This is a genomic window from Colwellia sp. D2M02 (assembly GCF_018860755.1).
GTDB classification, from domain to species: domain Bacteria; phylum Pseudomonadota; class Gammaproteobacteria; order Enterobacterales; family Alteromonadaceae; genus Colwellia; species Colwellia asteriadis.
Map to the genome: position 1 here is coordinate 47,365 of NZ_JAHKPW010000011.1, position 14,141 is coordinate 61,505.

At 39.1% G+C, this 14,141-nt stretch carries 11 protein-coding genes; 9 read left to right on the forward strand and 2 right to left on the reverse strand.

What is annotated here, in order from left to right; all coding sequences use genetic code 11:
• Nucleotides 1-21: 21 nt before the first annotated feature.
• Genes coxB through KO495_RS01675 form a run of 9 tightly spaced genes read left to right on the forward strand, consistent with a single transcriptional unit; the run spans nt 22 to nt 8,925 of the window.
• A complete protein-coding gene (gene coxB, locus KO495_RS01635) occupies nt 22-1,596 on the forward strand; it encodes a cytochrome c oxidase subunit II (protein ID WP_215978658.1) in 1,575 nt (524 codons plus the stop codon).
• A 10-nt stretch (nt 1,597-1,606) separates the two neighbouring features.
• The gene (gene ctaD / locus KO495_RS01640) at nt 1,607-3,229 is read left to right on the forward strand and encodes a cytochrome c oxidase subunit I (RefSeq protein WP_215978659.1); all 1,623 of its coding nucleotides are present in this window, start codon (nt 1,607-1,609) and stop codon (nt 3,227-3,229) included.
• Nucleotides 3,229-3,762 (forward strand): cytochrome c oxidase assembly protein, encoded by a 534-nt coding sequence (locus KO495_RS01645; protein ID WP_215978660.1) that lies wholly within the window; start codon nt 3,229-3,231, stop codon nt 3,760-3,762. Before ctaD ends, KO495_RS01645 begins: the two co-directional genes overlap by 1 nt.
• A gap of 26 nt (nt 3,763-3,788) precedes the next feature.
• The gene (locus tag KO495_RS01650; protein WP_215978661.1) at nt 3,789-4,673 is read left to right on the forward strand and encodes a cytochrome c oxidase subunit 3; all 885 of its coding nucleotides are present in this window, start codon (nt 3,789-3,791) and stop codon (nt 4,671-4,673) included.
• Between the two features lie 48 nt (nt 4,674-4,721).
• Complete coding sequence (locus KO495_RS01655; RefSeq protein WP_215978662.1) at nt 4,722-5,510, forward strand: SURF1 family protein; 789 nt, start codon at nt 4,722-4,724, stop codon at nt 5,508-5,510.
• On the forward strand, nt 5,503-6,144 hold the full coding sequence (locus KO495_RS01660; RefSeq protein WP_215978663.1) for a hypothetical protein: 642 nt from the start codon (nt 5,503-5,505) through the stop codon (nt 6,142-6,144). The genes KO495_RS01655 and KO495_RS01660 overlap by 8 nt, the downstream gene beginning before the upstream one ends.
• Before the next feature lie 2 nt (nt 6,145-6,146).
• Nucleotides 6,147-7,253, forward strand: a complete 1,107-nt coding sequence (locus tag KO495_RS01665) for a COX15/CtaA family protein (protein WP_215978664.1) — start codon at nt 6,147-6,149, stop codon at nt 7,251-7,253.
• A 52-nt stretch (nt 7,254-7,305) separates the two neighbouring features.
• Nucleotides 7,306-8,223, forward strand: coding sequence for a heme o synthase (gene cyoE, locus KO495_RS01670; RefSeq protein ID WP_215978697.1), 918 nt, complete (start codon nt 7,306-7,308; stop codon nt 8,221-8,223).
• 60 nt (nt 8,224-8,283) lie between these two features.
• The gene (locus KO495_RS01675) at nt 8,284-8,925 is read left to right on the forward strand and encodes an SCO family protein (protein WP_215978665.1); all 642 of its coding nucleotides are present in this window, start codon (nt 8,284-8,286) and stop codon (nt 8,923-8,925) included.
• Nucleotides 8,926-8,958: 33 nt separating this feature from the next.
• Here the strand turns inward: KO495_RS01675 and KO495_RS01680 are convergent, their stop codons facing one another.
• Both KO495_RS01680 and KO495_RS01685 read right to left on the reverse strand, forming a co-directional pair.
• A complete protein-coding gene (locus KO495_RS01680; RefSeq protein WP_215978666.1) occupies nt 8,959-11,355 on the reverse strand; it encodes a TonB-dependent receptor in 2,397 nt (798 codons plus the stop codon).
• Between the two features lie 233 nt (nt 11,356-11,588).
• Complete coding sequence (locus KO495_RS01685; protein ID WP_215978667.1) at nt 11,589-14,039, reverse strand: TonB-dependent receptor; 2,451 nt, start codon at nt 14,037-14,039, stop codon at nt 11,589-11,591.
• Nucleotides 14,040-14,141: the final 102 nt, after the last annotated feature.

Consider the following 14,141-nt stretch of genomic DNA (forward strand, 5'->3'; position numbering starts at 1 on the left):
GCATTAGAAAGGAGATGTCGAGTGAGCAGACGTAACCTAGCTTGGCTACTATGGCTAAGTGTATTTAGTAATTCAACATGGGCAAACAGTAAGCTTAATTTAACCCAAGGTGTTACCGAAATAAGTAGAGAAGTATATGATTTACATATGCTTGTGCTCTATATTTGTACCGCTATTGGCGTTATAGTTTTTGGCATTATGTTCTGGTCTATCGCGTTTCACCGAAAATCTAAAGGTGCAAAGCCTGCAGACTTCCATGAAAGTACTAAAGTAGAAATACTCTGGACCGCTATCCCTATTGTTATTCTTATTGCTATGGCAATTCCCGCAACTAAAACACTTATCGCTATGGAAAATAACGATAATTCTGACGTTACTATTCAAATTACCGGTTCACAATGGAAATGGCATTATAAATACTTTGATCAAGATATTGAGTTTTATTCTGTGTTATCGACGCCTCGTGAGCAATATGAAAACCATCAAGGTGAATCTGATAAAAGTGAAAATTATTTATTAGAAGTTGATAAACACCTTGTTATTCCCGCCAACCAAAAAGTACGTTTTTTAATTACCTCTGACGATGTTATTCATTCATGGTGGGTGCCTGCATTCGCAGTTAAACAAGATGCCAACCCTGGTTTTATTAATGAAGCATGGACCAAAGTCGACGAGCCAGGTATTTATCGTGGTCAGTGTGCCGAATTATGCGGTAAGGATCATGGGTTTATGCCCATTGTTGTCGAGGTAAAGTCTGTTGAAGATTACCAATTATGGCTTGATGAACAGCACGAGTTAATAGCGCAAGCAGCTGATGCTGAAAAAGCCTCACTAAGCGCAGAAGCTTCAATGGATGAATTAATGGCCTTAGGTGAGAAAACCTATGTCGCTTATTGTGCAGCATGTCATCAAGTATCGGGAGCAGGTTTACCTCCTGCTTTTCCTGCTCTTAAAAATAGCTCCATTGCGACTGGCGATGTTAATACGCACATTCAAATAGTCTTTAATGGTAAAGCTGGTACTGGCATGCAAGGCTACGGTAAACAATTAAGCTTGAAAGAAATCGCTGCTGTTGTCACCTATGAGCGCAACGCTTGGGGTAACAATACTGGCGATGCTGTACAAGCATCTCAAGTGAAATCTGCAGCGGATAGCTCAACAGCTAACGATGAAACAACGCTCGAGGCAGTAACAACCCCCATCACTGACACTAGCGACAAAAAAGTCGACGCCCCCATGGTTACCAATACTGCGACCGAAGACCTCACTAAGATCTACAGTAAAGAGGAATTAATGACAATGGGTGAAAACGTTTATATGAAAGCGTGTGTTGCTTGTCATCAACCTACAGGAGCAGGATTACCACCCGCATTTCCTGCACTAAAAGGTAGTCCTATGGTGTTAGGGGATATAGCGGCTCATATTGACATAGTACTTAACGGGAGCAAGAAAAATGCTGCTATGGCTGCTTTTGGTAGCCAATTAACCAAAACAGAAATAGCCGCCGTTATTACTTATGAACGCAATGCATGGGGAAATAATACCGGTGATTTAGTACAACCTGCAGCCATTGATACTGCTGCTAGCGCGAAGTAAGGGACATAAAATGACTACAGACGTTATAGAACAAGAATCCCACGACGAGCACCATGATGATCACAAAATGACAGGTATCAAGCGTTGGCTATACACCACCAACCATAAAGATATTGGTACGCTCTATTTATGGTTCGCTTTTATCATGTTTTTAACTGGTGGCGCTTTTGCCATGGTTATCAGGGCAGAGCTATTTCAGCCTGGCTTACAATTAGTTGAACCTGATTTTTTTAACCAGTTAACCACAGTGCATGGTTTAATTATGGTATTTGGCGCAATAATGCCAGCGTTCACTGGCTTTGCAAACTGGATGCTACCTATGATGGTTGGTGCGCCAGACATGGCATTACCACGTATGAATAACTGGAGTTTTTGGATTTTACCTTTCGCGTTTAGTATTCTACTCGCTTCTTTTTTCATGGAAAGTGGCGCACCTAATTTCGGTTGGACCTTCTACGCACCGCTCTCAACCACCTACTCTAACGGTAGTACCGCCTTTTTTGTTTTTGCCGTACATATTATGGGGATTTCATCCATTATGGGGGCTATTAATATCGTTGTTACCATAATGAATATGCGTGCTCCCGGCATGACCTACATGAAAATGCCATTATTTGTGTGGACTTTTTTTATCACCGCTTATTTATTAATTGCCGTAATGCCTGTACTCGCTGGTGTGGTTACTATGCTATTAACCGACACTTACTTCGGTACCAATTTTTTCAATGCCGCTGGTGGTGGCGACCCAGTAATGTTTCAGCATATTTTCTGGTTCTTTGGTCATCCCGAAGTATATATTATGATTTTACCTGCCTTTGGTATTGTCTCTACTATTATTCCAGCTTTTGCCCGTAAACGTTTATTTGGTTATAGCTCAATGGTTTACGCCACAGCGTCTATCGCTTTACTTTCATTCATTGTTTGGGCGCATCACATGTTTACTACTGGTATGCCACTCTTTGGTGAGCTGTTCTTCATGTATTGCACTATGTTAATTGCCGTTCCAACTGGGGTAAAAGTGTTTAACTGGGTCGCAACCATGTGGCGCGGTTCATTAAGCTTTGAAACGCCAATGTTATTCTCTATCGCCTTTGTTATTTTGTTTACTATTGGTGGTTTTTCAGGCTTGATGCTAGCAATGACCCCTGTCGATTTTCAATATCATGATACTTATTTTGTGGTTGCGCACTTTCATTATGTCTTAGTGACTGGCTCGTTATTTTCTATTTTTGCTGGTACCTATTATTGGCTGCCTAAATGGACAGGGCATATGTACAACGTCACTTTAAGTAAATGGCATTTTTGGTGCTCATTGATTTCAGTTAATTTACTGTTCTTCCCGATGCACTTCTTAGGCTTAGCGGGTATGCCGCGCAGAATTCCTGACTATGCGTTGCAATTTGCCGACTTTAACAAATGGGTCAGCATTGGTGGTTTTGCTTTTGGTTTATCGCAATTCATCTTTTTAGCCGTAATTATTAAATGCATTAAAGGTGGAAAAAAAGCACCAGCAAAACCTTGGGATGGTGCCGATGGTCTAGAATGGACAGTAGCGAGCCCTGCGCCTTATCACACCTTTACTACACCACCTTCACAAGCCGATATTGATGGAATATATAAGGACGAACACTAATGTCTGAAACAGTAAGCCATAGCAAAACCGTTAAAAAACTCAGCTTAGTGGTGCTCGCTATGTTTGGTTTTGGTTTTGCCTTGGTGCCTCTGTACGATGTTTTTTGTGATATTACCGGCCTTAATGGCAAAACTAACGATACTGCAGCCACTTACAATGCCAACGGAGTTGATGAGTCTCGCACAATTACAGTGCAGTTTATTACTCGCAATGCGCAAGGCATACCTTGGCAATTTTCACCTGTGATCAATAGCATTGATGTTCATCCTGGTGAAATGAAGTTTGTAAAATTTTATGCCAAAAACAAAGCAGATCACGCCATGACAGGCCAAGCTGTACCCTCGGTTTCACCAGGAATGGCAGCTAATTACTTTAATAAAATTGAATGCTTCTGTTTCACTAATCAACCGCTAGCTGCAGGTGAAGAGGTTGAAATGGGATTGCAGTTTTATGTAGATCAAGACTTACCCAGCGACATAAGCACCTTAACGCTCTCTTATACTTTGTACGATATTGGTAAAAAATCATCCTAAGATAATACCTTGAAAAGGGATATGAAATGACTAATAAAGAATACGAAAATTACTATGTACCTAGCCAAAGTCATTGGCCTATTGTTGGGGCAATTGCTTTATTTATGATTGCCGTGGGTGCGGGAAACTATGTCACTGACTTGTCAAAAGATCAAAGCGGTTTTGGCGTTTATCTATTACTAGCAGGTATCGCCTTAATTATTTACATGTTAGTTGGTTGGTTTACTGATGTAGTGAATGAATCATTAGCGGGTAAATATTCTCATCAAATGGACCACTCTTTTAAACAAGGTATGAGCTGGTTTATTTTTTCTGAAGTGATGTTTTTTGCCGCCTTTTTTGGCGCACTGTTGTACTTGCGTGTTTTTTCTGTGCCTTGGTTAGGTGGGGCTGGTAATAATGCTGAAACTGGCGCGGTATTATGGCCAGACTTTGTTGCCGCTTGGCCCTTATTAAAAACCCCTGGAGGCACTGAAACAACGGCAATGGGTTGGTATGGTTTACCGCTGATTAATACGGTGATATTACTCACCTCATCTATTACCGCTCATTTTGCTCACAGCGCCTTAATGAAAGACAATCGCCGTCAGCTAAAAGTATGGCTCGGTATTACTATTTTGCTGGGTATCGCATTCATCTTTTTCCAAATTCAAGAATACGCCCACGGTTATTCTGAAGAAATGCGCCTTTATTTAACCAGTGGTGTTTATGGTAATAGCTTTTATTTGCTAACGGGCTTTCACGGCATGCACGTTACCTTGGGTTGTATCATGCTGATTATTATGTGGTTTAGAGTCCTTAAAGGACACTTCACGCCAAAAAATCACTTTGCCTTTCAAGCCGCTAACTGGTACTGGCATTTTGTTGATGTTGTCTGGATTATGCTGTTTATTTTTGTATATATTATTTAGTGGGGCACGTCTTTGGTAGTACGAGCGCATGATGCTAAAAGTTCATGGATGACAACACTACTTTGGCTAATATTTACCTTAGTAGTGTTTAGCATACTAGTACGTTTAAGTATTTGGCAATACGATCGTGGTCAACAAAAAGAGCAACGTTTAATGCGCATAACACAGCTTAGCCAAAATGATCCGCTGTCTCTAACACAGCTATTGGCTTTACCTGCCTCCGAAAACCTTAATGATTACCCCGTAAGCATTACGGGAACTTTTGATAATCATGTGCTGTTTTTGCTAGACAACCAAGTTGAAAGTGGCACCTTAGGTTATCGTGTGCTGCAATTACTACGCAGCGAAAATGTAAGTGCATTAATTAACTTAGGCTGGGTAAAAGGCTCCATCAACCGCCAAGAATTACCTGATATTCAAGCTATTACAGGTCAATATCAATTTACAGGTCATGTACGCTTGGTTGAAACCGGTATTATGCTACAAGCGCAACACTTCGCCGAGGCAAGTTGGCCGTTAAGAATACAGCAAATAGAATTAAATAAGTTTTCAACTTTACTTAATGAGCCTATTTTACCTTTTGTAATTTATGTCGATGCACAAGAAAAGCTAGGTTATTTAAAAAATTGGCAGGCTGTTGTGATGCCGCCAGCCAAACATTTTGGCTACTCCGTACAATGGGCAGGCTTAGCGGTCACATGGTTGTTATTAATGCTATGGCTTAAATTCTCTCGTACTAATCATACAAAGCCTAAAACGGTTACAAAAGCTCTCAAGAACAATTCTCCAACAAAACACGCTTATAATAAAAATAATGAGGCCATTAAATATGACTAATATTAATATGTCACCCGAGACTGATATGGTGATAAAGCCCAACAGAAACAGACAAAGTTTACTGTTATTGCTGGTGGTTTTTGCCTTACCCGTTATTTTGGCAAAATTAGCCTTAGAGCAGAAGTGGTTAGAGTTTGGTGTAACCAACCAAGGAGAGTTAATTAATAAAAGTCTCACCTTAACCGATTTAGGTATTGAGCAAAGTCAATTTGAACACCAATGGCTTATTATGTATTTACTACCGGCGCAATGTCATAAAAGTTGTCAGCAAACCCTAGAAACTGTACACAATAGTTATGTCGCTTTAGGCAAAGAAATGCCCAGAATTACTCCCGTGGCATTAAAACAACATGAGTTTTCTGTAGAGCAATCTCAACGTTTAGCGAAAAGCCAATGGCAAATTATGCCAATGCCTCAACAAGCGTTACAGCATATAAGCTCAACGCAAATAGTTATTGCTGATCCCTTAGGTAATATTATTTTAAGTTACAACCCTCATGGTGATACGGCAAGCCAACTTGATTCTGCAAACACCTCAGCAGAAGCGCAAAGCGACTCAACGCAACAAACACGTTTAGGTAAAGCCATTATTACCGACATGAAAAAACTCCTTAAGTATTCTAAGGTAGGTTGAGTATGGAAAACTCTGCAAATAACAATATTATCGCCTTACGTCGCTTAGTGTTAATAAGTATCGTATTAACCATTTTTGTGATTGGCTTAGGTGCTTATACGCGTTTAACACATGCTGGGCTTGGCTGCCCTGATTGGCCAACCTGTTATGGCTTACTTGATGTACCACAAACCAGTGAACAAATAGCCGCGGCAGAGAAAGCGTTCCCTGAACGAGCAGTAGAGCCAGAAAAGGCATGGAATGAAATGATCCATCGCTATTTTGCTGGTGCGTTAGGGTTATTTATTGTTGCCATTGCTTTTATTTCAATAAAGCTGAGAATAAAACACAAAACATCAACAAAAACACCTTTGCTATTGCCTTTACTTGCTTTAGCCGTGGTTATATTTCAAGCTGCATTGGGTATGTGGACGGTCACCTTAATGTTAATGCCCGTGATTGTTATGGGGCATTTACTCGGTGGTTTCACCACACTGTGCTTATTGTTTCTTTTATATTTAAAGCTCAACCCTGAGTTATACAATAAGAAAATTGAAGCAGCAATAAGTGATAAAGCGGTAACAATAAATTCCAATGCCGCAACTCAAATTAAAAAAACGTCTTCATACCAACGCTTTGCCATAGTCGGTATTGTTATTTTAACCATGCAAATTGCGTTAGGCGGTTGGACTTCTTCAAATTATGCAGCCTTAAGTTGTATTGAATTACCTATTTGCCAAGGAGACTGGCAAAACCAACTTAATTTCAAAGAAGCTTTTACTTTATTGCCTCCACCACAAAAAAGTTATGAATTTGGTCACTTAGACCACCACGAACGACTCACCATTCATGTCGTGCATCGTTTAGGCGCTATTGTTACTAGCCTGTATTTGCTATGGCTAGTTATCGCCACCTTAAAAAAATACCCCATACGGCAAGTCCAAATATCTTGCGCCGTGTTGGTGTTATTTTTGGTGACCCAAGTCAGTTTAGGTATTAGTAATATTTGGTTTAAATTACCGCTCAATGTTGCGGTTGCACACAACTTAGTTGCCGCCTTGTTAATGTTAAGTTTGATTTCATTAGCATATCAGCTCACCCAACACTCACGAGGTAGTTGTCATGAGTAGATTAATTCATTCAAACCTTAATAAAGCATTAGTTAAAAGTGTTCCTGAAACCATGCCTGTTACCCTCAGTGAGTCCAATAAAAACAGGGTACTAAGCCATATAAAAAACTGGCGCGCTTATTATGATATTACCAAGCCGAAAGTCGTCGCTTTATTAGTGTTAACAGCGCTAGTCGGTATGAGTTTATCGGTACCCGGCGCTTTGCCTTGGCAAGTTCTTATTCCCGCTATGCTAGGTATTGGGCTACTTTCTTCAGCAGCTGCCGCCATTAATCATATTGTCGATAAAAACATTGATACTGTGATGGGACGCACACACAACCGACCTTTACCTGAAGGAAAAATAACAACACAAAGCGCCATTACTTTTGCTGTAAGTTTAGCGGTTATAGGGTTTGCGTTATTATATGGCTTAGTCAACCCATTAACAGCTTACTTAACTTTGTCTGGTTTAGTCGGTTATAGCTTTATTTATACGTTGTACTTAAAACGAGCAACACCGCAAAATATTACGATTGGTGGTTTAGCTGGCGCTATTCCGCCATTATTGGGTTGGACCGCCATGACCAACGAAGTCTCTGGCAATGCGTTGTTATTAGTATTAATAATCTTTACTTGGACACCACCTCATTTTTGGGCGTTGGCCATTCATCGTAAAGATGAGTATGCCAAAGTAAATATCCCTATGTTACCTGTAACGCATGGGGTGGAATTTACCAAAACTCAAATACTGTTATATACGGTACTACTCTTTGTAGTAAGCTTATTACCTTACTTAGTTGGTATGAGCGATATACTCTATTTAGTATCAGCCTGCATTCTTAATACGATTTTTTTTGCTTATGCATGGCAATTGAAATTTCATGCAAAAGCTGACACCGCTATGGCAACCTTTAAATTTTCTATTGTGCATTTAATGTTGCTATTTATTGCCTTACTTGCCGATCATTATTTAATGGCGATTAGCTAACAACAGTTTAGTGGTAAATCACTATACCGACACTGATACAATTAACTTGAGAATAATTTCATGAATAAAATGCTCTACGCCATTGCCATTATAGTTTCAGTAAGCATTGGCGCAGTTGCCTTTCAGTTTCTTGCTACCACTGAGTCAACCGATTATGCATTGTACTACCAAGAACCAAGAACTATCCCAGCGTTTGAGCTTACCGATGAAGACGGCAATAGCTTTGCAAATAGTGCTCTAGAAAATCATTGGTCTTTCGCTTTTTTAGGTTATACCTCCTGCCCTGATGTTTGCCCTATTACCTTACAAAGCCTGAATGCTATTTATGATGACTTACAACAAATCGCCAATAACAGCCAAGTTTTGCTTATTTCCGCTGATCCCAAACGAGATAGCCAAGAAAAACTTGCTCAATATATTGCTTATTTTAATCCCGAGTTTAAAGCGCTCCGTGCCGAACATAATGTTTTATTCCCGTTTACCCGTAGTTTAGGATTAATGTACGCTATCACTGACGATACCAATGATAATGCTAACAATGTTGAAAATTACTGGGTTGATCACAGTGCCTCGCTCATTTTAATTAATCCTGACGGTAAAATTTCTGCCATTTTCAAACCAGAGCAAGCCTTAGGTGAAGTCCCCAGTATTAACACTGAGCAAGTGTTAACCGATTTTAAAAAAATCGTCGCTTTAGATTAAGCAAAGCGACTACCAATTAATAACATCATTCGTTTAAAATTGAATACTCATTGTTAGCTTAATTGTGCCAGGTAAACCTTGCGCTAATAAACGAGAGCCTGTTGCCGCCCAATATTTCTCATTCGTTATATTTTGACCATATAAGCTAAACTCAACTTGATGATTAAGTAACATTGTTTGATAGTTTGCACCTATATCAAACAACGTATAACTATCAGCAAAAGCACTATTGAGAGCATCGACAGCGCGATCACCCGTATAGAATGCACCTGCGGTAACACTTAAACCCTCAATACTAGGCATATTATACTTAATAAATACTGAGGCAGTGTGCTCTGGAGTATTTTCTATACGTTTTGATGTCAGTAGCTCACTACTGGTTTTTTCCTGCTGAGCGTGAATATAAGTAGCATTAACCATAAGAGATAAGTTATCGGTTAGCTCACCTGAAGCGCTCACCTCAACTCCTTGATAAACCGCGCGACCGTCTTGCACAAAATAGTTAGTTACGGGGTCAATAAAAGCTGAAACCCTATCAATATCAAAATAAGCTGCGGTAAAAAATAGCCCTTGTTCAGACTGGTATTTAAGCCCTACTTCTTGCTGTTCGCTCACAGCAGCAGGTAATACTTCCCCTGCATTTTTAGCTATTCCTTGTGCTAAACCACCTTCCTCTAACCCTTCAATATAACTAGCATATAATGTCAAATTTTCTGTGGGCTGAATTAAAATACTACCCGATAATGAGCCTATTTTGTCATAATAATCACTCGTAAAGCTTTCATTTTTGTAATCGGTGTAACGGTAACCTAAAGTCAATGCTAGCCATTGCGTTATTTGTGAATGTGTCGCTAAATATAAGCCTTTTTGTTCTTTATCTATTTCATTTTTTACGGTGCGTTGTGGTGTATCAACGGCTGCGATATTTTCAGGATGGTATAAGTCTTGAGACCACGCCCCTTGCTTTACCTTTTCGGGGATCACTGCATTACTGGTATTTAAAGAACCTCCTGCAATAACTTGATGGAAAATATCTCCAGTATTAAAGCCACCTGACAATTTAATATCAACAACCTTATTATCATACTCAGTCTCAGGAAAAGTTGATAATGCGACTTTACCGCCACTACCAGAATCGATATCAAAACCATAAAATGATGAGTAGCGTCTAGTATTTATTGAATACGAACGACCAGCCGCAAATGTTCCTTGCCAAAACTCAGAAAAATCATAAGTGAGTGACCCTAGTAAATTATATGATTCTGCCTCAGCCTTAAACCACTCAGCACCATGATTAGTGGAAGGCTCTAATAAAGGAGGTAAAGTAATCTCTCCATCACTATTCGCTAATAAGTAATATTCTGTCTGCTCAGTAATATCCCTACTAATATATTCACCATCAAATTCAAAGCGTAATGATTCACTTAACGATAAATCGTAACCAATAGAAGCAAAATGACGATCACCTGAGCTTCTATCAACACCAAGATCTTCATTGGCAGTTACTAAATTAATACGTACACCTGAATTATCAAAGGTTTTTTCAATATCTACGTTTACACCTAAACTACCGTGATTACTTGCGAAAGCCTCTGCTGTAACCTTATTTTCGTAAGCTCTTTCGGTTACCAAATTAATAACACCCGATGGAGAGCCAAAACCATAATATAGCCCTGATGCACCTTTAAGCACCTCAACTCTATCTTTGTTCTCTAACGGCATTTGTATGTAGTTAGATAAAGGTAAAACACCATTCAAGCGGTAATTAGTATTATTTTCTAAACGAATACCACGAATTGCCAAATTGCTATAAATTGCCGTATTAATTTGTGCATAACTTACCCCTGCAGTATTTCTAACCGCATCTGCTAAAGATGAAGCTTGCTGCGCCTCTAGTAACTCTTTAGTTAAAATACTCGTTGTTAATGCTGTATCTAAAACTCGGCTATTGCGAAAAGTGCCTGCTTGTACATAGTTGGCAGCAAAGCTTCTTGGTCTATCCGTTGTGATAACAATAGTTTCAAGTGTATTTTTCACAACCGCATCGTCATTAGTTATTAAACCTGTTTCAGCTTCAATCGTTTGTTTAGCTAATTTTTCCTTAACGATCACCGCATTGGGTGATTTCCACACGGCGATTAGCCCCGTGTTATCTAATAATATATCTAACGCTACAGCGGCCTGATATTGCCCTTTCAGTGATTGAGTAGACAACCCTATTACAGCCTCATCTTTAACAAATAGCTGCACACCCGCCACATGGCTAAACTGTGTTAAAGCCTCTTTAAATGACACTGTAGAAATATCAAAATTAATACGTTGTTGTTGGTAATTCAAACTGCCGTCAGTTTGATTGGCTATTGCAGGAAACGCCGCCATGCTTGCTAACACCAAAGCAGATGTTAACGCGGATACTGTAAATAAAGACATACTCCACCTATAAATAATAACAATTACTATTTACAATAACGATATAAAAAACAAAACCCGTAAATTAATTGAAAATAATTTACGGGTTACTTTAAAGTTATAAAGACATACATAGCGTTTGCTTATTTTCGTCAACAATACAATAGCGCTATATAATCTGAAGTCAGCTTAAGTTTACTTATAGTGGACTAGCTATCTCATTTACCACTCCTATACAATCAACTCTCTCGAACTTACCAATTAAGTTGATAGCTAACACGTAATTCAGCCCCTTTAGCAGGTATATGACTCGTATTATTTCCTGAACGTAATAACTGGCTATATAAAGGAAAGTATTCATTGTTAGTGGCATTTTCTAAAGCAACTTCAACCAAACTATCGCTAAAGTGAATGCGGGCACTTAAATCTAATGTGATATAAGAGTCCACATTATGACGACCAAAACTATCTTTACCATCAATACGGTAGTCTTCTGCACCAACATAGTTTATTTGTCCGTAGAAGTTGATATTGTCATATTGATAATCTAGGCTAAAACCACTCTTAAATGGCGGAATTCTAAAGCCATTCATATCTCGCCAATCTTCAGCTGCCTCTACTTTTTCTTCTCCTGATATTAATGCTGCAAACACACTCATTTGTAAGCTATCAGTTAGCCAATGCTGTAGTTCTACTTCAACACCCTCAATCACTTCTTCATCGCGACGTAACTTCCAACCAAAACCGTCGGTTTTAACGCGCCCTTGATCTGAGGTTGAGCGAAAAAGTGCAACATCAAACGTTGTATTTTCATCTAAATAACGTAAACCTATTTCCGCATTATCTGATGTCACAGGTTTTAATTTACTATCACCAATAGTGAATTTTTCATTAGCATACCTTAGTTGTAAGCCAACATCAGGAAGCTCAAAGCCTTGATTAAAGGCAACATAAGCTCCAAAACTTTCAGAAATCTGATAATCGACACTCAAATTAAATAGTGTATCTGAATAGTTTAATTCCCCCCCAGCAACAGCACTTTGTGGCCCAAGAGTCGTAAAGTCATCAAACGACACATCAACACTTTCATAACGAATGCCACCATCAAACTTTAAGCCGAAATCAAAAGTATAAGTATATTGTGCAAAAGCGCCTAAAGAGCCTGTTTTAGTCTCTGGCATAAAAGTTTTATCACCAATACTTTTAAAGACTAAGCCTTCTGATTGGTCAAAAATATTAGGATCGTAAGCAGTAATTGGCATAGACGTTTTTTCTTCATTAATATCGATACCATAACTAATTCTATGTTCTGCTTGTTGTTTACTTAACAATAAGCGAGCGCCGAAAACTTCAGTGTCTAAGTGTACTTGTCCTAAATTAGCCCAACCCGCATAAGGTCGGCCATCAAAGGGGTAAAAGCGCGTTTGATAATCTCGATAATACACTTGGCTATTAAGTAATTGACCGAAAAAATCATTATGTTGATAAGCAGCATTAAACACTAAGTTATTTGCTTGGTTTTGCTCTTCCAGCTCCAAACCTTTTCTGACTTTTGCAGGTACGCTTAATAAAGGTAATTGTGCAACTGAAGGATCAGAAGCGTAGTCTGTATCTTGTTGTGCATCAAACCATAATAAGCTGGTTTCTACGCTCTGATGATTATCCAGTGCGTACGCTAATTTACCAAAAATACTATACGACTGTGTATCGAATAAGTCTCCTTGACTTGGCTCTGGCGCTAAGCGATCACCATTCGCATCATACGATGCACCGCGACTCTGGCTGTCAAAATCAACTCGATAAGCTAAATCTTCATGCTGCCCTGTAATACTTTGACCAATATCATAACCAATACCATCGCTATTAAGCTCAGTTAAGCTACTATTTATTTTAATGCGTGTTTGTAAACCATCGTCTCGAGCAGCTTTAGTGGTAATGTACATTACGCCACCTGTAGCACCAGATCCATAAATAGCATTCCCGCCTCTAACCACTTCCATACTATCAATAACTGATGAGGTTAAATTAAATAAATCCCGCGATACATTGCGATTAGTATTTAATGGTACACCATCAATTAATACTAACAGGTTACGACCACGTAAGGTTAAACCAAAGTTAGTCATAGTTTGACTTGATGGCGCCATACCTGGAATAACTTTTCCTAAAATTTGTGCTAAATTCTCATTCGTACCAAAACGGCTTTCTAACTCTTCACCTGTGATAAAGGTTGCTTGCTTTGAAATACTTGAAAGCCCCAACTGTGTTCTTGAACCCGACACTTGGATCACTTCTGTTGGTTGAACCTTCTGATTCGATAAAGCCGCTTGTGGTGCAGCATATGTTTCAATCGACTTAGCTGATGATTGCTTTTTCTTCACAATCACTGCATTGGGCGATTTCCACACGGCAATTAGCCCTGTGTTATCTAATAATATATCTAACGCTACAGCGGCCTGGTATTGCCCTTTCAGTGATTGAGCAGACAATCCTATTACAGCCTCATCTTTAACAAATAGCTGCACACCCGCCACGTGGCTAAACTGTGTTAAAACCTCTTTAAATGACGCTGTAGAAATATCAAAATTAATACGTTGTTGTTGGTAATTCAAACTGCCGTCAGTTTGATTGGCTATTGCAGGAAACGCCGCCATACTTGCTAACACCAAAGCGGATGTTAACGCGGATACTTTAAATAAAGACATACTTCTACCTATAAATAATAACAATTACTATTTACAATAACGATATAAAAAACAAAACCCGTAAATTAATTTGAAAATAATTTACAGGTAATTCGAATTTCA